This is a genomic window from Acerihabitans arboris (genome assembly GCF_010131535.1).
GTDB lineage: Bacteria > Pseudomonadota > Gammaproteobacteria > Enterobacterales > Enterobacteriaceae > Acerihabitans > Acerihabitans arboris.
Window position 1 is genome coordinate 252,638 of record NZ_WUBS01000005.1, and the last position, 20,917, is coordinate 273,554.

Genomic DNA, 20,917 nt, shown 5'->3' on the forward strand with positions numbered 1-20,917 from the left:
AATTTGGGGAGGTGCCAATGCTCAATCAAGAACTGGAACTCAGTTTAAATATGGCTTTCGCCAGAGCGCGTGAGCACCGGCATGAGTTTATGACCGTGGAACATTTGCTGCTGGCGCTGCTCAGCAACCCTTCGGCGCGGGAAGCGCTTGAGGCGTGCACGGTCGACCTGGTGGCGTTACGCCAGGAGCTCGAAGCATTCATCGAACAGACCACACCTACCTTACCGACCAGTGATGAAGAGCGCGATACGCAGCCCACGCTCAGTTTCCAGCGCGTATTGCAGCGCGCGGTATTCCACGTCCAGTCCTCCGGGCGCAGCGAAGTCTCGGGAGCCAACGTCCTGGTCGCCATCTTTAGCGAACAGGAGTCGCAGGCGGCTTATCTGCTGCGTAAGCATGATGTCAGCCGGCTTGACGTAGTGAACTTCATCTCCCACGGTACCCGTAAAGATGAAACGCAGGCACCCGGCCCTGAAAATCCGGTTAACGAAGAGCAGGCAGGCGGGGAGGAGCGTATGGAAAACTTCACTACCAATCTTAACCAACTCGCCCGTGTGGGTGGGATCGATCCCCTGATTGGCCGTGAGCGGGAGCTGGAACGTACCGTGCAGGTATTATGCCGTCGCCGTAAAAACAATCCGCTGCTGGTGGGTGAGTCCGGCGTCGGTAAAACGGCCATTGCCGAAGGGCTGGCCTGGCGTATCGTGCAGGGCGACGTGCCGGAAGTTATCGCGGATTGCACCATTTATTCCCTGGATATCGGGTCGCTGCTGGCCGGCACCAAATACCGCGGTGACTTCGAGAAGCGTTTCAAAGCGCTGCTCAAGCAGCTCGAGTCGGATAAGAACAGTATCCTGTTTATCGATGAAATCCACACCATCATCGGTGCCGGCGCCGCCTCCGGCGGGCAGGTCGATGCGGCTAACCTGATTAAACCGCTGCTCTCAAGCGGCAAGATCCGGGTGATGGGTTCCACGACGTACCAGGAATTCAGTAATATTTTTGAAAAGGATCGCGCGCTGGCGCGTCGTTTCCAGAAAATTGATATTACCGAGCCGTCGGTGGAAGAAACGGTGCAGATTTTGACCGGCCTCAAACCCAAATATGAAGCCCACCATGACGTGCGTTACACCGCCAAGGCGGTGCGCGCGGCGGTTGAACTGGCGGTAAAATATATTAACGATCGCCACCTGCCCGACAAGGCGATTGACGTTATCGACGAAGCCGGCGCCCGCAGCCGCCTGATGCCGGTGAGCAAACGCAAGAAGACCGTTAACGTGGCCGACATCGAATCGGTGGTGGCCAGGATCGCGCGTATCCCGGAAAAAACCGTGTCGTCCAGCGATCGCGATGTGCTGAAGCATCTGAACGAACGCCTGAAAATGCTGGTGTTCGGACAGGATAAGGCCATCGAGGCGCTCACCGAGGCGATCAAGATGAGCCGCGCCGGACTGGGCCAAGATCACAAGCCGGTAGGCTCCTTCCTGTTCGCGGGTCCGACGGGGGTGGGTAAAACCGAAGTCACGGTACAGCTGGCGAAAGCGCTGGATATTGAATTACTGCGCTTTGATATGTCCGAATATATGGAGCGCCACACGGTCAGCCGCCTGATTGGCGCGCCTCCGGGATATGTGGGCTACGACCAGGGCGGCCTGTTGACCGACGCGGTCCTCAAGCATCCGCACTCTGTCCTGCTGCTTGATGAAATCGAGAAGGCGCATCCGGATGTCTTTAACCTGCTGCTGCAGGTGATGGACAACGGTACCCTGACCGATAACAACGGCCGTAAGGCGGACTTCCGCAACGTGATTGTGGTCATGACCACCAATGCCGGGGTGCAGGAAACGACGCGCCAGTCCATCGGCATGATCCAGCAGGATAACAGTACGGACGCCATGGGCGAGATCAAGAAGATCTTTACCCCGGAATTCCGTAACCGCCTGGACAACGTGATTTGGTTTAATCACCTGGCGCCGGAAATCATCCAACTGGTGGTGGACAAATTTATCGTGGAACTGCAGGCGCAGCTGGACGCCAAGGGTGTTTCGCTGGAGGTCAGCGACGAGGCCCGCGACTGGCTATCCGCCAAGGGCTACGACAAGGCGATGGGCGCCCGGCCGATGGCCAGGGTGATGCAGGAAAACCTGAAGAAACCTTTGGCCAACGAACTGCTGTTCGGTTCACTGGTCGACGGCGGCTCCGTGACCGTAGAGCTGGACAAAGACAAAAAGCAGCTTAACTACCACTTCCTCAGCGCGCAAAAACGCAAGGCGGAAGGCGTGGTCCACTAAACCCGGATCCGCCGGTGGCTGGCACAGTAAAAAGGCGATGCTTAGCATCGCCTTTTTTATTAGCCACGGCGTAACGGCATGGTGCCTGCCTACGTCATGCACCGGGCCGTTTTGCGGCACCGGTGGGTTTCATTTTTATGTTATCTGTGCGGTGTCATCTATCGCACGGCATATCATGTGCGGCAAACGCCCGGACGGCGGAGATCAGCGGAGGAAGCCTATCAGCGGCTACGGAAGACAATGCGGCCTTTGCTCAGGTCGTACGGGGTCAGCTCTACAGTGACTTTGTCGCCCGTCAGGATGCGGATATAGTTTTTACGCATTTTACCGGAGATATGAGCGGTTACCACGTGCCCGTTTTCCAATTCCACACGGAACATGGTGTTAGGCAATGTATCCAGTACCGTGCCTTGCATTTCAATATTGTCTTCTTTGGCCATCGAATCCTCTAGGTTTAAATACCATAGTTTTTAACCGGCAAGATAATGCCGAAAAACCCTCATTATGTAAAGAAGTGATGAAGAACGCCGCATCATTCACAGCGATCGGGGTCGCTGTCAACGCTCACGGCAGAGAGGGTTTGCGGTTGCCAGCAATCGGGTGCCAGCGTTAAAGGTTGTAACTGACTCAGCAGGGTCAGATAGTCGCGCCGCGGGATTTCCCGTGCGCCTAACGAGGCCGTGTGTGAGTTCAATACCTGACAGTCTATCAGTTTTCCCCCTTGTTGCCTAAAGAAACGGCAAAAAGTCAGCAATGCCGCCTTGGAGGCATTATCCCGGCGGCTGAACATGGATTCACCGCAGAACAGCGCGCCCTGCGACACCCCGTACATGCCGCCGACCAGCTCATCCCCTTGCCAGACTTCCACCGAGTGCGCCTGGCCGAGCGCATGCAGCCGGCGGTAGGCCAGTTCAACCTCCGGCCCAATCCAGGTTCCCGCCATGCCCCGTTCCGCGCAGGCGGCAATCACCTCGGCGAACGCCTGGTTCAGCGTAACGCGGAAGGGGCTGCGCCTGAAAAAACGTTTCAGGCTACGGCTGATATGGAATTCCTCCGGATACAGCACCGCCCGGGGGTCGGGCGACCACCATAAAATAGCGTCGCCGGGCGAATACCAGGGAAAGATACCCATATGATAAGCGGTCAGCAGCCGCTCCGGCGACAAATCCCCGCCGAAGGCCAACAGTCCGTTGGGATCATGCAGCGCGGACGTCGGCGGGGGAAACCGCAGTGAATCCGGAGACAGCCTGTATAGTCGCATGGCGTTGATTTTCTTGTTCCCCTAACCCTTCCGTATAGCGGTAATTATACGCCACCCGGGGAATGATAACGAAAATAACGGCCTTTTCCCGCCATCAGCGCCGGGTGAGTCCCCTGTTCGGCAATTCCGCCCTTATCCATGACATAGATTTTATCCATCATGTCAAGGCCCTGCAGCCGGTGGGTGATGATAATGACCGTCTTGCCGCGGCCCAGTTGGTGTAGAACATCGAGGATCCGTCGTTCGGTGGCGGCGTCCAGTCCTTCGGTCGGTTCGTCAAGCAACAGCAGGGGGGCGTCGTGAAGCAGGGCGCGGGCGATGCCGATCCGCCGTTGTTCACCGCCGGACAACTGCCGTCCGCCTTCGCCCAGCCAGGCGTCGAGGCCCTCTTTTTCCCGCAACTTATCCAGCCCCATCCGCGCGAGCATAGAGTCCAGCCGCGCGTCGTCCGCCTTAGGCGCGCCCAGCAGCAGATTGTCGCGCAACGTGGCGTTGAAGATATGGACCCGCTGGGGCACCACGCTCATCATGGCGCGCAGCGCCGGTTCGCTCCATAACGTAAGCGGCCGGCCGTTTAACAGGATTTGTCCGCGATCGACGTCCCAGGCGCGGGTCAGCAGTTGCAGCAGGGTGGATTTACCGCTGCCGGTATGGCCCAGTATGGCGATATGCTCCCCGGCGTCTACCCGCAGCGACAAATCGGTGACCGCCGGCTGCGGCTGGTCGGGATAGCTGAAGCCGATGTTGCCTATCTCCAGGGCGGCATCGCCGCCGGCCGCCGGACCGGTGTCCGGGAAGGTGACCGCCGGCGCGCGGTTGATGATATCGGCGATGCGCCCGGCGGAGGCAATGACCTGGCCGAGATGCTGGAAGGCGCCGGCCACGGGGCCCAGCGCTTCAAACGCCGCCAGCGCGGTAAAGACAAAGAGCGCGATCGGCGCGCCGGGATGGCGATCGCCGCCGATGCCGTCGGCGGCAAGCCATAAAATAAGGGTCGCCGCCAGGCCGGTCACCAGCATCAGTAGCCCTTGGGCCATGGCGGTGAGGTTGGCCTGCCGCTGCTGGCGTTGCTGCCAGTGCCGCTCGGTATCGTCCAATTGCCCGCGATAGCGCGCGGCGGCGGCGTAGACCGTCAGTTCCGCATTGCCCTGCAGCCAGGTGGCCAGGTGCTGCCGGTAAAGGGCGCGCAGCCGGGTTAGATCTTCTCCCAGCGGTTTGCCCGCCCGATAGAACAGGGGAGGGATAACCAGCAATACCGCCAGCATGATACCGCCCAGCGTCAGGGCCAGGGAGACGTCGAGCAGGCATAACCCGAGGGTGACCACCAGGATCACCACCAAAGCGCCTAGCAGGGGCGACAGCACCCGTAGATAGAGATGATCAAGGGTATCGACATCCGCCACCAGCCGGTTAAGCAGTTCCGCCTGGCGGAAACGGTCAATCACGCCGGGAGACAGCGGCAGGATCTTCTGGAACGTATAAATACGCAGATGCTGCAAAACGCGGAAGGTGGCGTCATGGCTCACCACCCGTTCCGCCCATCGGCCCGCGGTGCGGGTGATGGCGGCGCCGCGCACTCCGGCGGCCGGCAGCATATAGTTAAAACTGTACAATCCCGCCGCGCCGGCCAGCGCCGAACCGGCCAGGAACCAGCCGGACAGGCTCAGCAGGCCGATGCTGGCCAGCAGCGTGACGATAGCCAGCGCCATGCCCAGGACCATCTGCCAGGCGTGGCGGCGATAGAGGGCCAGGAAGGGTAATAATACGCGCATAATCAGAGCTCTCCGCGACGATGGGCCAACAGGTCGGCAAAGGGGCCGGGTAAGGCCGCCAACTGCGCATAGCGTCCCTGCTGCACGATTTGGCCGCTCCCCATCACCCAGATATCATCGAAGTCGCGGATGTCCCCCAACTGGTGCGTGACCAGCACCGTGGTGTGGCGGCGGGACGCGCGGTCCAGCGCGGCGGTGACCAACCCTTCGCTATGGGCGTCCAGGCTGGCGGTCGGCTCGTCGAGCAGCATCAGCGACGGTGATTGCAGCAGCGCGCGCGCCAGCGCGACGCGCTGCGCCTGGCCTACCGACAACCGCGCGGCGTTGTCGCCAAGCGGGGTATCCAGCCCCAGCGGCAGCAGCGGCAGAAACTCGCTGACATAGGCCTGCTCGATAGCCTGCGCCAGGGCGGATTCATCCGCGTCGGGCGAGCCGAGCAGGATATTATCCCTGAGCGTTGGCGCTGGCAGGAAGGGGTTCTGGCTGATCCAGCTTAGCTGCCGGCGCCAGTGCGGCGGCGACAGGTCGCGCAGCTCGTGGCCATTGATGCGCAACGAACCCCGGTAGGGCAGAAATCCCAGCAGCACATTTAGCAACGAGCTTTTGCCGGCCCCGCTTTGGCCGACTATCGCCAGGCGCCGGCCGGCGTTCAGGGTAAAATTCAGCGGGCCGGCAAGCGCGGTACCGTCCGGCGCCATGACCACCAGCTGTTCGGCGCTGATGCCGATGGGCCCGAAGTCCGGGGTCTCGGTACCCGCGCCCTGCAGTTGGATATCGGCGTCCAGGAAGGTGACCAGCGATTCCGCCGCGCCCACCGCCTGGGCCTTGGCATGGTAGAAGGCGCCTAAATCCCGCAGCGGCTGGAAAAATTCCGGCGCCAGGATCAATACCAGGAAGCCGGCAAACAAGGTGACGCCGTTGCCGTAGCTGCCGAAGTGCAGCTCGCCCAGATAGGAGAAGCCAAAATATACCGCCACCACCGCGATGGAAATCGAGGCAAAGAACTCCAGCACGCCGGAGGAAAGAAACGCCAGCCGCAGGACCTCCATGGTCCGCAGGCGAAAATCGTTGGTGGAGCGGCGGATATGATCGGTTTCCGCCTGCGCCCGATCGAACAGCCGCAGCGTATCCAGGCCGCGCAGCCGGTCGAGGAAATACCCCGACAGCCGCGCCAGCGCCAGGAAATTGCGCCGGTTGGCGTCGGCGGCGCCCATCCCGACCAGCGCCATGAACAGCGGGATCAGCGGCGCGGTGCAAAACAAAATCAGCCCGGCCATCCAGTTCACCGGGAACACCACGATCAAAATCAGCAGCGGCACCAGGCCCGCCAGATACATCTGCGGCAGATAGCGCGCATAATAATCCTGCATATCCTCAATCTGCTCAAGCAGCAGGCTGCTCCAGCTGCCGGCGGGCTTGCCCTGGATCCAGGCCGGTCCGAGCAGCTCCAGCCGATCCAGCACCTGGCGGCGAATTTCCCGCCTGAGAGCCTGCCCGGCGATAAACCCGACCCGCTCGCGCAGCCAGCCCGCCAGCGCGCGCGCGATGAACAGCGCCGCCATGGCGATAAACCACCCCGCCAGCGTCGCGCGCGGCTGCTGCTCGATTATCAGCGCCTGCAGCAGATGGGCCAGCACCCAGGCCTGGGCGACGATCACCAGGCCGCTCAGCAGGCCCAGCAATAAGGAGAGGCGAAGCCAGCGCTTCACCAGCGCGCTTTGCGATTTAAGCCAGCGGACAAGCACTTGCTGTCGGTTTTTATTCATTGAAGACAATTTCAGCCGGTGTGGTTTGCATGTAAGGCGAAAATCCCACTTTGGGACGCTAAAGGCCGGAAAACAACCTGCGTGGTCCGGCGTGCCGACATATTACCCTGTTGAGGCGGAGGTGAAAATAATAATGGCAACTATCGTGCGGTTATCGGCCGCCGCCCCAGACGGCGGACGGACCGCGACCATGGCTACTTTCCGCCGGCCAGATCCATAAAGTTTCCCGTGACATAAGACGCTTCATCAGACATCAGCCATGCAATGGCCTGCGCCACTTCCCCGGGTTGTCCGCCGCGTTGCATTGGCAACGTATCCTTGATGCGGTCAACCCGGCCGGGCTCGCCGCCGTCGGCATGCATATCGGTGTAGATAAATCCGGGTCGAACGCCGTTGACCCTGATGCCCTGCGCCGCCACTTCCCTGGCAAGCCCGATGGTCAGCGTGTCCAGCGCGCCTTTTGACGCGGCGTAATCGATGTATTCGTGCGGCGAGCCCAGCCGCGCCGCCGCCGATGAAACGTTCACAATGGCTCCACCCTGGCCGCCATGGCGCAGGGACATGCGTTTCACCGCTTCCCTGGCGCACAGGAAACTGCCGGTTACATTGGTGGCGAAAATCGCATTCAGGCGTGCGGCGGTCAGTTGTTCGATAGTGGCCTGGGGTTTGAGGATCGCGGCATTGTTTACCAGTCCGGTCATCGCCCCCAACTCGCGATCGATGCGCTGAAATAGCGCGTTTACCTGTTGTTCGTCCGCAATATCCGCCTGCACGGCCATGGCTCGCACGCCCAGGCGGCGAAGCGTTTCCACCACCTCCAGGGCCTGGTCCTCGCGGCTACGGTATGCGATGCAGATATCATGCCCGCGCTGCGCCAGGCAAATAGCGCTGGCGCGGCCGATGCCGCGCGACCCGCCGGTAATCAAGGTGACTTTTTGCATAGTGCAGGTTTCCGTTCCCGGTGGTGTAAAAAAGGCGGCCGGTGGCCGCCTCCGCGATTGCTGATAAACCCGCGCAGATGTTAAGGCGGATTTGTCGTCACCGATCGTTTACCGGCGCCAGCCCGTCCAGGTAACGTTCGGCGTCCAGCGCCGCCATGCACCCGGTGCCGGCGGAGGTTATGGCCTGGCGATAGATATGATCCATCACGTCGCCCGCGGCGAATACGCCGGGAATGCTGGTTTGGGTGGCGTTGCCGCCAATACCGGACTGTACGCGGATATAGCCGTTTTCCAGCTCAAGCTGATGGCCGAAAATCGCGGTATTGGGATGATGGCCGATGGCGATAAATACCCCGGCAACCTCCAGCGGCTCGATGTCGCCGGTGACGACATTTTTCAACCGCACGCCGGTTACGCCCATTTCGTCGCCCACCACTTCCTCCAGGGTCCGGCCGGTATGCAGCACGATATTGCCGCTGCCGACCTTCTCCATCAGCCGGTCGATCAGGATTTTTTCCGACCGGAAAATATCGCGTCGATGGATCAGATGCACCTCGGCGGCGATGTTGGACAGATAGAGCGCTTCTTCCACGGCGGTATTGCCGCCGCCGACCACCGCGACCTTCTGCTGGCGATAAAAGAAGCCGTCGCAGGTGGCGCAGGCGGAGACGCCCTTGCCTTTATAGGCCTCTTCGGAAGGCAGGCCGAGATAGCGCGCCGAAGCGCCGGTGGCGATAATCAGCGCGTCGCAGGTGAATTCGCCGGTGTCGCCGGTTAAGCGAAACGGACGGCTTTGCAGGTCGACCTGGTTAATATGATCAAAGATGATTTCGGTATTGAACTTGGCGGCGTGGGCGTACATGCGCTCCATAAGCAGGGGACCGGTCAGTCCTTCCGGGTCGCCCGGCCAGTTCTCGACCTCGGTGGTGGTGGTGAGCTGGCCGCCCTGTTCCATGCCGGTGACCAGCACCGGATGCAGGTTGGCGCGGGCAGCATAGACCGCCGCGGTATAACCCGCCGGCCCGGACCCCAGGATAAGCAATTTACTGTGTTTCGCCGTTGACATGTTTTCCTCGTTTAACCGCGCAAATCTTGACTCGTCGATTGTAAGAAAATAACCAGACTCTGAACAGTATGCAAAGAGTTGTTAACGATTTTTATCATCGCTATGGACTATCGATAGGCGGACTTTACCATTAAATAGGACATAATCGGGTTAAAAAGTGCCCTTAAGGCCCTGGCATCGCGCCGCCGTGGGAATTAATCGGCATGTTGTTCTGATTTTTGTCGTTTTACTTTGACAATCCGCTGCGCTTTTGCGAAAACATCAGGGTAGGGAAAAATTATGCGTTGGGTTTGGACAGGCAGTAAGCAAGGCAGTTGAAACAGTCGGCCCTAAAATAAAACAGACAACGGGTCTTAAAACAAACCCTGATACATTGAAGTCGGCAGGGGTGTGGCAAGCGCAGGGAAGGTCTTAAGAGAGACAATAATAATGGTAGACAATAAAAAACGCCCGGGAAAGGATCTCGATCGTATTGACCGCAATATCCTTAATGAGCTGCAAAAGGATGGGCGGATATCAAACGTCGAACTTTCTAAACGGGTTGGTTTATCTCCGACTCCTTGTCTGGAACGTGTGCGCCGTCTTGAGCGGCAGGGTTTCATTCAAGGGTATACCGCTTTACTTAATCCACATTACCTGGACGCGTCTTTACTGGTGTTTGTAGAGATTACCCTCAACCGGGGGGCGCCCGATGTGTTTGAGCAATTCAATACCGCCGTGCAAAAGCTGGAAGAAATTCAGGAATGCCATTTGGTTTCGGGCGATTTCGACTATCTGCTGAAGACGCGGGTGCCCGATATGTCGGCCTATCGTAAACTGCTTGGCGAGACGCTGCTGCGTTTACCGGGCGTGAACGATACCCGTACCTATGTGGTCATGGAAGAAGTGAAACAGAGCAACCGGCTGGTGATTAAGACACGCTAAGTCATAACACAGGTGCAAAATCCGCGTTTTATGGTTACACTCCTGTGCATTCATACAGTTTCAGCGCCGGGCGACATGGTCGGCGCTGTTATTAAGCTATTATATCGGTTATACCGGCATAGATAACCTGGAGAGCCTTTCTTGAGCCAGGAATATACAGAAGATAAAGAAGTTGAATTAAAAACGCTCAGCAGCAGCCGCCGGTTACTCGAGGCTGTTCTGATTGTCATGGCTATTTTTGCCCTCTATTTAATGATTTCCCTGGTCAGTTTCAATCCTTCCGACCCCAGTTGGTCGCAAACTGCCTGGCATGGTCCTATCCATAACCTGGGTGGCGGCGTCGGCGCGTGGTTTGCCGATACGCTGTTTTTCACCTTCGGCGTACTGGCCTACGCGCTGCCGCCGATTATGCTGATCTTCTGCTGGACGTCGTTCCGCCAGCGCGAAGAGCAGGATTACGTGGATTATTTTGCCCTGTCGTTGCGGCTGATCGGCTCCCTGGCGCTGATCCTGACCTCCTGCGGCCTGGCCGCGCTGAATATCGACGACCTGTATTACTTCGCTTCCGGCGGCGTTATCGGCAGCCTGCTCAGCAATGCGATGCTGCCCTGGTTCAACGGTATCGGCGCCACCCTGACCCTGCTGTGCGTCTGGGCCTCGGGCCTCACCCTGTTTACCGGCTGGTCCTGGCTGACCATTGCTGAAAAAATCGGCGGCGTGGTCATGGGCGGCCTGACCTTTATGTCGAACCGCTCGCGGCGCGACGACGAGCAGGGCTATGACGACCATTACGATGACGATGACCTCGATATCGCCGGAGAAGACGACGCCGATCGGCCGGACGCGACGGATGCCCTTGACCCGCTGCTGGCGACGCCCGGCTTAACCGCCAAGCCGCAGGCTGGAACGGCCGCGGCGCCTATCGGTGCGGTCGCGGGGCTGGCCGCCTCGTCCGCCCATGCGGAAACCGCCGAACAGTCCGGCGAACAGCTGGCCGCCTCGCAGCCCGGCGCGCCGTCGCCTGGGCCCGTAACGCCGGTGGCCTCCCCAGCCGCCGGTCCGGCGCCTGAGGCCGCCTACTCGCAGCAGTCCGCCGCGCAAGAGGCGCCGGCGCCGGCCGCGCAGCCCCTTCCGCAGTATCGTTTCGAACTGCCCGGCGAACAGCCGGTGCCTTCCCATGACGATTATCCTGAGGAGGAAGATGACGGCCCGCGTATGGGTAACTGGCAGCTTGACGGCGAAGAGGCGCATACGCCCTATGACTTCAGCGTGGCGCAACGCAGCAGCGGGCAACTGCCCGGCGCCGCGCCCGCCTATGACGCCGCCGCGCTGACCTTTATGCCGGCGTTCAGCGCCACCGGCGATGAAAATCCGCAGGTTAAGCAGGGCATTGGACCCGAACTGCCGCGTCCCAATCCGGTGCGCATCCCGACCCGCAGGGAACTTGCCTCGTATGGCATCAAGCTGCCGTCGCAACGCAACGCCGCCGGGCATTCATCCGCGCCGCTGTCCGATGAAGAACAGGCGGCCGCCCAGCAGGCGGCGCTGCATCAGGAGTTCCAGCGGCAGCAGGAACAGCGCTATGGCGAAAACGATACCGACGGCGATGATGAGGAAGCCCGGCAACAGCAGCGTCTGGCCGAGGAATTCCAGCGCCGGCAGGAGATGCGTTATGTGGCGGGCGACGAGGAACAGCCTTCCCCTGGTTCCCCGCCGGTTTCACCCCCGCCCGGTACCGACGCGCGTCCGGTGTTTGGCGCCGCGCCGCCGGCGGACCCGGGGGACGACGCTTGCGTCGAACCGCCGTTCGCCCCGCCCGCGCGGCATGGGCAGGGATTCGACGCCGGTGCGCAAACGACCGCCGGTTATGCCCCGGACGGACGGGCGGATGACCTGTCCGACGACGATGGCATGCCTGACGAATACGCCCGGCCGCCGGCGTCGCACGAGCCTTTCGCCGCCGAAGCGCCCGACCTCCGGCCCGCCGTCGCGCGGCCGGTGGTCCAGCACGCTGCGCCGGCCATGGACAGCCTGATCCATCCTTTCCTGATGCGCAATGAGCAGCCGCTGCATAAACCCACCACGCCGCTGCCGACGCTGGATTTATTGACCTCGCCGCCGGTAGAGGACGAGCCGGTGGATATGTTTGCGCTTGAGCAGACCGCACGGCTGGTCGAGGCCCGCCTGGCCGATTATCGGGTCAAGGCCGATGTGGTCGGCATTTCTCCCGGCCCGGTTATCACCCGCTTTGAGCTGGATCTGGCGCCGGGCGTGAAAGCGGCGCGCATCTCCAATTTGTCGCGGGATCTGGCGCGTTCCCTGTCGGCGGTGGCGGTGCGGGTAGTCGAAGTGATCCCCGGCAAGCCGTATGTCGGCTTGGAATTGCCCAACAAGCGTCGCCAGACGGTATACCTGCGCGAAGTGCTCGATTGCGAGAAATTCCGCGAGACCGTCTCGCCGCTGGCCATCGTGCTGGGCAAGGATATTGCCGGCCAGCCGGTGATAGCCGATCTGGCAAAAATGCCCCATCTGCTGGTTGCCGGCACCACCGGCTCGGGTAAATCCGTGGGGGTCAACGCCATGATCCTCAGCATGCTGTATAAAGCGACGCCGGAAGAGGTGCGCTTTATTATGATTGACCCGAAAATGCTGGAATTATCAGTCTACGAAGGCATCCCCCATCTGCTGACCGAAGTGGTCACCGATATGAAAGACGCCGCCAACGCGCTGCGCTGGTGCGTGGGCGAGATGGAACGCCGCTATAAGCTGATGTCGGCGCTTGGGGTACGTAACCTGGCCGGTTATAACGAACGTATCGAGCAGGCTATCGCCATGGGCCGCCCGGTACCGGATCCGTTCTGGAAACCGGGCGACGGCATGGCCGATTCGCCGCCGATGCTGGAGAAATTGCCTTATATCGTGGTGCTGGTGGACGAGTTCGCCGATCTGATGATGGCGGTAGGCAAAAAGGTGGAGGAGCTGATTGCCCGCCTGGCCCAGAAGGCCCGCGCCGCCGGTATCCACCTGGTGCTGGCGACCCAGCGTCCGTCGGTGGATGTGATCACCGGTTTAATCAAAGCCAATATCCCGACCCGGATCGCCTTTACCGTGTCCAGTAAGATCGACTCCCGCACCATTCTCGATCAATCGGGGGCGGAATCGCTGCTCGGCATGGGCGATATGCTGTACCTGGCGCCCAACTCCTCGATACCGGTACGAGTGCACGGCGCCTTTGTGCGCGATCAGGAAGTCCACGCGGTGGTCAGCGATTGGAAAGCCCGCGGCCGGCCGCAGTATATCGACAGCATTACCAGCGCCGGTGAGGAAGGCGAACCCGGGATCGGCAGTCTGGACGACGATAATGAGCTCGACCCGCTATTTGATCAGGTCGTGCAGTTTGTGGTCGATAAGCGCCGCGCCTCCATATCCGGCGTGCAACGCCAGTTCCGCATCGGCTATAACCGCGCCGCCAGGATCATTGAACAAATGGAAATACAGGGTATCGTCAGCTCGCAGGGCCATAACGGCAACCGCGAAGTCCTGGCTCCGCCTCCTGCAGGCTGACCCACGGCGGCGCGGGGCGCTGATGCCCTGTGTGCCGTAAAGCCTAAGATGGCAGGTTTTCAGAGGATTGGCCTATGCCTTCCCGCCATTGTTCCGATAAAGTTAAACCTACCAGGGGGCCGTCCGTTAGCGGGTTCATGTGCCGCCGGCCCGGACGCCGCGCCCTTCATTTTCCAAGGAATGCTTATAATGAATAAAAGGTTAATTGCCGCCTGCCTGTTTAGCGCCGTGGCCGCCGCTCCGGCATTTGCCGATGATGCCGGCGCGCTGCAAACCCGCCTGAACCAGGTCAACAGTTTCCACGCCAGTTTTACCCAGAAAGTGACCAGCGCCGACGGCGGCGCGGTGCAGGAAGGGGAAGGCGAACTGTGGGTCAAACGTCCTAATCTGTTTAACTGGCATATGACCACGCCGGACGAAAGCCTGCTGATTTCCGACGGTAAAACATTATGGTTCTATAACCCGTTTGTGGAGCAGGCGACCGCCACCTGGCTGAAAAATGCCACCGGCAATACGCCGTTTATGCTGATAACCCGCAACAGTCCGGACGACTGGCGGCAGTATAACGTCAAGCAAAACAACGACAGGTTTGAGCTGACGCCGAAAACCGCCAGCGGCAACCTGAAGCAATTCACCATCAACGTCAGCGCCAGCGGCACCATCAACGGCTTTACCGCCGTGGAGCAGGACGGGCAGCGCAGCGCCTATCAGCTGAAAAGCCAGAATAACGGCCAGATTGACGCCGCCAAATTCCGTTTTACCCCTCCTAAGGGCGTGACGCTGGACGATCAGCGCCAGTGAGGTAAAAATGAGCAATATGTCGCTTGATTTTTCCCATAACGAATTCCAGCCGCTGGCCGCGCGCATGCGTCCCAGGACACTGGAAGAGTATGTCGGGCAGCAGCATCTGCTGGCGCCGGGCAAACCGCTGCCGCGGGCCATCCAGAACGGGCAACTGCACTCGATGATCCTGTGGGGGCCGCCCGGCACCGGGAAAACCACGCTGGCGGAGCTTATTGCGCGTTATGGCAACGCCGATGTCGAGCGTATCTCGGCGGTGACCTCCGGCATCAAGGAAATCCGTGAGGCGATTGAGCGCGCCCGCCACAATCGCGATGCCGGCCGGCGCACCATATTGTTCGTCGATGAAGTGCACCGCTTTAACAAAAGCCAGCAGGACGCATTCTTGCCGCACGTGGAGGAGGGCACCATCACCCTGATTGGCGCCACCACCGAAAACCCCTCGTTCGAGCTTAACTCCGCGCTGCTTTCACGCGCCAAGGTTTATTTGCTTAAGGCGCTTACCGCCGGGGATATCGAACAGGTGCTGACCCAGGCCATGACCGATAAAGAGCGCGGTTACGGCGGCCAGAATATCGTGCTGCCGGAAGAGACCCGCCGGCTGCTGGCGGAATGGGTGAACGGCGATGCCCGCCGCGCGCTCAACAGCCTGGAAATGATGGCGGATATGGCGGAAACTGACGCCCAGGGCAAACGAGTGCTGACGCCGCTGCTGCTCAAGGAGATTTCCGGTGAACGCAACGCCCGTTTCGATAACAAAGGCGACCGCTATTATGATTTGATTTCGGCGCTGCATAAATCGGTGCGCGGCTCAGCGCCGGACGCGGCGTTGTACTGGTACGCGCGGATTATCACCGCCGGCGGCGATCCGCTCTATGTGGCGCGCCGCCTGCTGGCTATCGCCTCGGAAGATGTGGGCAACGCCGATCCGCGCGGCATGCAGGTGGCGCTGGCGGCTTGGGATTGTTTCACCCGCGTCGGCCCGGCGGAAGGCGAGCGGGCCATTGCCCAGGCGATTGTCTACCTGGCCTGCGCGCCAAAAAGCAACGCGGTTTATACCGCCTTTAAAGCCGCCATGCACGATGCCCGGGAAAACGCCGATTATGATGTGCCCGAGCATTTGCGCAACGCCCCCACTAAACTGATGAAAGAGATGGGACTGGGCGCCGAATACCGCTACGCCCATGACGAACCGAACGCCTATGCCGCCGGGGAAGACTATTTTCCCGAGCAGATGGCCCGGACCCGCTACTACTATCCAAGCCCGCGCGGACTGGAAGGAAAAATTGGCGAAAAGCTCGCCTGGCTTAGCGCCCAGGATCAAAATAGCCCAACAAAACGCTACCGATAAACAGGCTGTTGCGGTAAGGTTAGCGCTAGAAAATCCGTTGCCGCGATAGTCTCCGACGGCGTCGCGAAGTCATAAACATCAATCTGATAACAACAAGCACAGGACTAGCATGCTCGATCCCAATCTACTGCGCAATGAGCTAGACGCAGTTGCCGAGAAACTGGCTCGCAGACATTTTACGCTGGATGTCGATACGCTGCGCAAACACGAAGAACGGCGTAAGGTGTTGCAGGTCGAAACCGAAACCCTGCAGGCCGAGCGTAATTCCCGATCCAAACTGATTGGCGCGGCAAAAGCCCGTGGCGAGGATATCGAGCCGCTGCGCCAGGAAGTCAGCAGGTTGGGCGATCGCCTTGAGGCGGCCAAATCCGAACTGGATATTTTACAAGCCGCCATCCGCGACGTGGCCCTGTCGTTGCCCAATATCCCTGACGATCGGGTGCCAAGCGGCAAGGATGAAACCGAAAACGAAGAGATCAGCCGCTGGGGCGAGCCGCGCCATTACGATTTTGCCGTCCGCGATCACGTCTCCCTCGGTGAAATGGCCGGCGGACTGGATTTTGCCGCCGCGGTCAAGCTGACCGGCGCGCGTTTTGTGGTCATGAAAGGCCAGATTGCCCGCCTGCACCGCGCGCTAACGCAGTTTATGCTCGACCTGCATACCGAACAGCACGGCTACCAGGAAAACTACGTCCCTTACCTGGTGAACCATGCGTCGCTGTACGGCACCGGCCAACTGCCGAAATTCTCCGAGGACCTGTTTCATACCAAACCCCTGGGCGAAGAAGCCGACACCAGCGCCTATGCCCTGATCCCCACGGCGGAAGTGCCGCTGACCAACCTGGTGCGCGACGAGATCATCGACGAAGACCAGTTGCCGCTGAAGATGACCGCCCATACCCCGTGTTTCCGCTCCGAGGCCGGTTCCTACGGCCGCGATACCCGCGGTTTGATCCGGATGCACCAGTTTGACAAAGTCGAGCTGGTGCAGGTGGTGAAACCGGAAGACTCCATGCGCGCGCTGGAAGAGCTGACAGGCCATGCCGAGAAGGTGCTGCAACTGCTCAACCTGCCGTATCGCAAGATCCTGCTGTGTACCGGCGACATGGGCTTCGGTTCATGCAAGACCTACGATCTGGAAGTCTGGCTGCCGGCACAGGATACCTATCGGGAAATTTCCTCGTGCTCGAATATGGGCGATTTCCAGGCGCGGCGCATGCAGGCGCGTTACCGCGGCAAAGTGGATAAAAAACCCGTGTTGGTGCATACCCTGAACGGCTCCGGCCTGGCGGTGGGGCGCACGCTGGTGGCGGTAATGGAAAACTGCCAGCTGGCCGACGGGCGCATTGAAATCCCGGCGGTGCTGGTCCCTTATATGAAGGGGTTGACCCATATCGGTTGACCGTCCGGTCAATACGTAGTGTGGGCCCGGCGTTTGCGGGCCTACCGCGCCATGGGTACCCGGGCGGCCTGAGGCGGCCGCTTCGACCCCATTGCGCGCCCTCCTTTTAACACGTCTTGCCTACGCCCAGCGATCGCGTGCCTCTCCTGTCATTAGACCGCCAAGCGCCTGAGCGCAAACAAAAAATGCTGGCGGTTATTTAGCCTGATTGACTTTTTTTACCGTAGTGGCATGATGCGCGCAATTCCTGCGCGTTGAGTCCGGTTTACCTATCATGTCCGTCTATTCTCGTCCGGTGGTAATGTTACTCACCGGGTTGTTGTCATTGACGATTTCCATCGCGGTATTAAATACGCTGGTCCCGTTGTGGCTGTCCCATGAGTCCATGCCCACCTGGCAAATCGGGCTGGTCGGCTCATCCTATTTTACCGGTAACCTGCTGGGCACCCTGTTGGCCGGAGCGCTAATCAAGACGGTGGGTTTTAACCGCAGCTACCAGTATTCATGCCTGCTGTTTGCCGTCGCTACCCTGGGGCTCGGGCTCTCCGTCGGCTTTGGCGGCTGGGTGATGTTCCGTTTCCTGGCCGGCATCGCCTGCGCGCTGATTTGGGTGGTGGTGGAAAGCGCCCTGATGCGCAGCGGCACCCCGCACACCCGCGGCCAGCTGCTGGCGGCGTATATGATGGTGTATTATATGGGTACGGTGATTGGCCAACTGCTGCTCAGCGGCGTTTCCACCGTCTTAATGTCGGTATTGCCCTGGGCGACCACGCTGATGATCGTGGCGGTGCTGCCACTGTTGTTCAACCGTATCGACGCGCAGGGCACCGAGGCGCCGCGTATCGCCATCTGGCCGATGTTGCGCCGTCGCAATGCCCGCCTGGGCATCAACGGCTGTATCATCTCGGGCGTGGTGCTGGGGTCGCTGTACGGCCTGCTGCCGCTCTATCTGTCCCACCTTGGACTCAGCGACGGCAACGTGGGGTACTGGATGGCGCTGCTGGTCAGCGCGGGTATTCTCGGCCAGTGGCCCATCGGCCGGCTGGCCGATCGCTATGGCCGCCTGATGATCCTGCGGATACAGATATTTATGGTGATTATCGGCAGCCTGTCGATGCTCAGCCACGCGGCCATGGCGCCGGCGCTGTTCCTGCTCGGCTGCTCGGGCTTTACCCTCTATCCGGTGGCGATGTCATGGGCCTGCGAGAAGGTCAGCCCGGATGAACTGGTGGCGATGAACCAGGCATTACTGCTGAGCTATACGCTAGGCAGCCTGCTGGGGCCGAGCACCACCGCACTGCTGATGCAACGCTATTCCGATCGCCTGCTGTTCGTAATGATTGCGGTAGTGGCGCTGGTCTACCTGGCGATGCTGCTGCGCAAACCAGACCAGCATCAAACCCCGGTGGCCACCGCCTGAAATGAACAAGCCCCCATTCGGGGCCTTCAGATTGTTGAGAAACTCGCCCGTTGGCTTTGCGTTCCGGCGTAATATGTTAAAGGGTTTCGATACTATGGCTGTCTCATGGATGATTTAGCGCAGGGGCTGGCGGTAAGGTTTATGTCGCCTTGGTGGAGGTTTTGCTTGCGGTAGGCTTTATGTCGCCCCGGTGGGAGTTTGACTTGCGGTAGGCTTTATGTCGCCCCGGCGAGGGTTTCGCTTGCAACACGTTTGGCGGATATATGTATTGCCCGGCGCGAGCAAGCGACAAGGAGGGTGTTTCGCGACACCCCAACTCCCACCGAGGCGACATAACCTTACCGCAAGCTAAAACTTCCACCAAGGAAACATAAGGAAGAAGATGAGGTTGCCAACAGTCTGAGGCCCTCAACTGCCCTTAACTGCCCTGCGGCAACGGACTCAGTTTGAGCACCGCGCTGTCCATATCCTCGCGGCGTTCGAAGCGCCAGCAGCGGGTATGGTAACGGGCAACGCTGTTACGGTGGGCTACGCTGACCAGCGTAACGCCCGGCAACGACTCCGTCAGCAGGCGGTACATCAGTTGCTCGGTCTCGTCGTCCAGCGCGCTGGTGGCCTCGTCCAGGAACAGGATATCCGGTTTGATCAATAACGCGCGGGCAAACGCCAGCCGCTGCTGCTCGCCGGGCGACAGCCAGTGGCTCCAGTTGGCCTGCTGATGCAGCATCGGCTGCAAATGGCCCAGACGGCACAGATCCAGCATCGAACGCATCTGTTCCTCGGTAAAGCGATCAGGCGCTTCCGGATAGCATAACGCCTCGAGCAGATTACCGATGGGGATATAGCTGCGCTGCGGTAAAAATAATATCCGCTTGCCCGACTGCAGGCCGATATCACCGGCGCCGTACGGCCAGATGCCGGCAATGGCGCGCAGCAGGGTAGACTTGCCGCAGCCGGACGGTCCGGCGATCAACACCCGGTCGCCGGGCGCGATGGACCGGGTGGCGGCCTGAAACAGCACGCGGCCCGAGGGAATACATAGACTCAGCCCGGTAAGCTCCAGCGCGGCATCCGTGACATCCTGGCGCCTGATGGCGGTTTTCTGGCTGCTGTGCCGTTCCACGGCGGCGTTAAAACCCGCCAGACGGTTAATGCAGGCCTTCCAATTAGCCAACTGGTTAAACGCATCGATAAACCATGACAGCGCGCCCTGGATTTCGCCAAACGCCGATGAAATCTGCATCAGCGTACCCAACTGGATGGCACCGGAAAAATAGCGCGGCGCCGCCACCAGAATGGGGAAGATAATGGCGAACTGGCCGTAGAAATTACTGGCCACATTCAGCCGCCGGCTCACGCGCATAATCGACCACCAGTTGGCGCGGATGGATTCAAACTTGTTATCCAGCAGCTTTGCCTCCCTCGGCTCGCCCTGGTAAAGCGCAATGGCGTCGTTATTCTCGCGAATACGAATCAGGCCAAAACGGAAATTAGCCTCAAATTTTTCCTGCTCGAAGCCTAGGCGCACCAATGGCCGGCCCACATACCAGATCAGCAGCGATCCCAGGCCGGCATATAATATGGCGAACCACACCATATAACCCGGTACGGTAAACTGATGCCCGCTCAGGGTAAACGACAGCGGCCCGCTTACCGACCATAAAATGGAAATAAAGGAAACAAAGGTCACCACGCTTGAGAGCAGGCCCAACGTCAGCGACAGCGTGCCGCTGGTGAGCGCGTTCAGGTCTTCGGCGATGCGCTGATCCGGGTTATCGACGGTTTGCTGTTGCTCGGTATGGTAGTAGGCGTGATGCTGCAGCCATTTATCCATATATTGACGGGTCATCCAGCGCCGCCAATACATCTGCAGCCCCTGCGTCAGGTAAATTTTATAAATGGATATCAGGATAAATAATAATGCCAGCCAGGTGAACCTGATCAGCTGACTTTTGAATACCGCAAAATTTTTATTCTGCAGGGCATCATAGAACACCCGGTTCCATTCGTTGAACAAAACGCTGATATAGACGGTGGACAATGAGAGGATAATAATAACCGCCAGCATTCCCCAGGCTCGCCATTTTTCCTCGGAACGCCAAAACGGCTTAATCAACTGCCAAATTTCCCGCCAGCGCGCGGCTTTGATGGGTGTTGCTTTCATAGGTGACGTGTCATTTCATTGCTCAAAAATATAATAATACGTCATAAGAGATCAGTTCTCTAAAACTAATGAGCCTGTTTGGTAAGTAAAGGTGTAACAACTCCTGTCGTGCAAAATGATGACCTTACATAAGCCATTACCTTAATGGACATCACGGCGAGGAGGGCAACACAGTATTAGCGCAAAGCAGGCAC

Annotated in this window: 14 protein-coding genes; 7 read left to right on the forward strand and 7 right to left on the reverse strand. The window is 59.7% G+C overall.

From position 1 onward, the window contains the following. The first annotated feature begins 17 nt into the window (after nucleotides 1-17). Nucleotides 18-2,291, forward strand: a complete 2,274-nt coding sequence (gene clpA, locus GRH90_RS09080; protein WP_162365623.1) for an ATP-dependent Clp protease ATP-binding subunit ClpA — start codon at nucleotides 18-20, stop codon at nucleotides 2,289-2,291. A 221-nt stretch (nucleotides 2,292-2,512) separates the two neighbouring features. On the opposite strand, the gene infA is transcribed toward clpA, so the two are convergent. The 6 genes from infA to trxB form a co-directional block, all read right to left on the reverse strand. Further along, complete coding sequence (infA, locus tag GRH90_RS09085) at nucleotides 2,513-2,731, reverse strand: translation initiation factor IF-1 (RefSeq protein WP_002211347.1); 219 nt, start codon at nucleotides 2,729-2,731, stop codon at nucleotides 2,513-2,515. 92 nt (nucleotides 2,732-2,823) lie between these two features. Then, nucleotides 2,824-3,552, reverse strand: coding sequence for a leucyl/phenylalanyl-tRNA--protein transferase (aat, locus tag GRH90_RS09090; protein WP_162365624.1), 729 nt, complete (start codon nucleotides 3,550-3,552; stop codon nucleotides 2,824-2,826). 44 nt (nucleotides 3,553-3,596) lie between these two features. Further along, nucleotides 3,597-5,324 carry a heme ABC transporter ATP-binding protein/permease CydC gene (cydC, locus tag GRH90_RS09095; RefSeq protein WP_162365625.1) on the reverse strand — a complete coding sequence of 576 codons (1,728 nt, stop codon included), beginning with the start codon at nucleotides 5,322-5,324 and terminating at the stop codon, nucleotides 3,597-3,599. A 2-nt stretch (nucleotides 5,325-5,326) separates the two neighbouring features. Continuing rightward, on the reverse strand, nucleotides 5,327-7,090 hold the full coding sequence (gene cydD / locus GRH90_RS09100; RefSeq protein ID WP_162365626.1) for a heme ABC transporter permease/ATP-binding protein CydD: 1,764 nt from the start codon (nucleotides 7,088-7,090) through the stop codon (nucleotides 5,327-5,329). A 194-nt stretch (nucleotides 7,091-7,284) separates the two neighbouring features. Next, nucleotides 7,285-8,031, reverse strand: a complete 747-nt coding sequence (locus GRH90_RS09105; protein ID WP_162365627.1) for an SDR family oxidoreductase — start codon at nucleotides 8,029-8,031, stop codon at nucleotides 7,285-7,287. A gap of 97 nt (nucleotides 8,032-8,128) precedes the next feature. Then, nucleotides 8,129-9,097: a thioredoxin-disulfide reductase gene (gene trxB, locus GRH90_RS09110; protein ID WP_162365628.1), complete on the reverse strand. Its 969-nt coding sequence runs from the start codon at nucleotides 9,095-9,097 to the stop codon at nucleotides 8,129-8,131. Between the two features lie 429 nt (nucleotides 9,098-9,526). On the opposite strand from trxB, the gene lrp reads away from it, so the two are divergent. The 6 genes from lrp to GRH90_RS09140 all read left to right on the forward strand — a co-directional run bounded on the left by lrp (nucleotide 9,527) and on the right by GRH90_RS09140 (nucleotide 18,559). After that, nucleotides 9,527-10,021: a leucine-responsive transcriptional regulator Lrp gene (lrp, locus tag GRH90_RS09115; protein WP_005287608.1), complete on the forward strand. Its 495-nt coding sequence runs from the start codon at nucleotides 9,527-9,529 to the stop codon at nucleotides 10,019-10,021. 141 nt (nucleotides 10,022-10,162) lie between these two features. Continuing rightward, the gene (locus GRH90_RS09120) at nucleotides 10,163-13,585 is read left to right on the forward strand and encodes a DNA translocase FtsK 4TM domain-containing protein (RefSeq protein ID WP_162365629.1); all 3,423 of its coding nucleotides are present in this window, start codon (nucleotides 10,163-10,165) and stop codon (nucleotides 13,583-13,585) included. 189 nt (nucleotides 13,586-13,774) lie between these two features. Beyond that, complete coding sequence (lolA, locus tag GRH90_RS09125; RefSeq protein ID WP_162365630.1) at nucleotides 13,775-14,386, forward strand: outer membrane lipoprotein periplasmic chaperone LolA; 612 nt, start codon at nucleotides 13,775-13,777, stop codon at nucleotides 14,384-14,386. Nucleotides 14,387-14,393: 7 nt separating this feature from the next. Then, the gene (locus GRH90_RS09130; protein ID WP_162365631.1) at nucleotides 14,394-15,737 is read left to right on the forward strand and encodes a replication-associated recombination protein A; all 1,344 of its coding nucleotides are present in this window, start codon (nucleotides 14,394-14,396) and stop codon (nucleotides 15,735-15,737) included. Nucleotides 15,738-15,846: 109 nt separating this feature from the next. Next, the gene (serS, locus tag GRH90_RS09135; protein ID WP_162365632.1) at nucleotides 15,847-17,139 is read left to right on the forward strand and encodes a serine--tRNA ligase; all 1,293 of its coding nucleotides are present in this window, start codon (nucleotides 15,847-15,849) and stop codon (nucleotides 17,137-17,139) included. A gap of 274 nt (nucleotides 17,140-17,413) precedes the next feature. Further along, nucleotides 17,414-18,559, forward strand: a complete 1,146-nt coding sequence (locus GRH90_RS09140; RefSeq protein ID WP_162365633.1) for an MFS transporter — start codon at nucleotides 17,414-17,416, stop codon at nucleotides 18,557-18,559. Nucleotides 18,560-18,977: 418 nt separating this feature from the next. Here GRH90_RS09140 and GRH90_RS09145 read toward each other — a convergent pair whose 3' ends face one another. Then, the gene (locus tag GRH90_RS09145) at nucleotides 18,978-20,723 is read right to left on the reverse strand and encodes an ABC transporter ATP-binding protein/permease (RefSeq protein ID WP_162365634.1); all 1,746 of its coding nucleotides are present in this window, start codon (nucleotides 20,721-20,723) and stop codon (nucleotides 18,978-18,980) included. Nucleotides 20,724-20,917: the final 194 nt, after the last annotated feature.

What these genes read in the sequence shown, in the direction of transcription:
- clpA (WP_162365623.1), top strand. Translation starts at nt 18, where the DNA reads ATGCTCAATCAAGAACTGGAACTCAGTTTAAATATGGCTTTCGCCAGA.
- infA (WP_002211347.1), bottom strand. Translation starts at nt 2,731, where the DNA reads ATGGCCAAAGAAGACAATATTGAAATGCAAGGCACGGTACTGGATACA.
- aat (WP_162365624.1), bottom strand. Translation starts at nt 3,552, where the DNA reads ATGCGACTATACAGGCTGTCTCCGGATTCACTGCGGTTTCCCCCGCCG.
- cydC (WP_162365625.1), bottom strand. Translation starts at nt 5,324, where the DNA reads ATGCGCGTATTATTACCCTTCCTGGCCCTCTATCGCCGCCACGCCTGG.
- cydD (WP_162365626.1), bottom strand. Translation starts at nt 7,090, where the DNA reads ATGAATAAAAACCGACAGCAAGTGCTTGTCCGCTGGCTTAAATCGCAA.
- GRH90_RS09105 (WP_162365627.1), bottom strand. Translation starts at nt 8,031, where the DNA reads ATGCAAAAAGTCACCTTGATTACCGGCGGGTCGCGCGGCATCGGCCGC.
- trxB (WP_162365628.1), bottom strand. Translation starts at nt 9,097, where the DNA reads ATGTCAACGGCGAAACACAGTAAATTGCTTATCCTGGGGTCCGGGCCG.
- lrp (WP_005287608.1), top strand. Translation starts at nt 9,527, where the DNA reads ATGGTAGACAATAAAAAACGCCCGGGAAAGGATCTCGATCGTATTGAC.
- lolA (WP_162365630.1), top strand. Translation starts at nt 13,775, where the DNA reads ATGAATAAAAGGTTAATTGCCGCCTGCCTGTTTAGCGCCGTGGCCGCC.
- GRH90_RS09130 (WP_162365631.1), top strand. Translation starts at nt 14,394, where the DNA reads ATGAGCAATATGTCGCTTGATTTTTCCCATAACGAATTCCAGCCGCTG.
- serS (WP_162365632.1), top strand. Translation starts at nt 15,847, where the DNA reads ATGCTCGATCCCAATCTACTGCGCAATGAGCTAGACGCAGTTGCCGAG.
- GRH90_RS09140 (WP_162365633.1), top strand. Translation starts at nt 17,414, where the DNA reads ATGTCCGTCTATTCTCGTCCGGTGGTAATGTTACTCACCGGGTTGTTG.
- GRH90_RS09145 (WP_162365634.1), bottom strand. Translation starts at nt 20,723, where the DNA reads ATGAAAGCAACACCCATCAAAGCCGCGCGCTGGCGGGAAATTTGGCAG.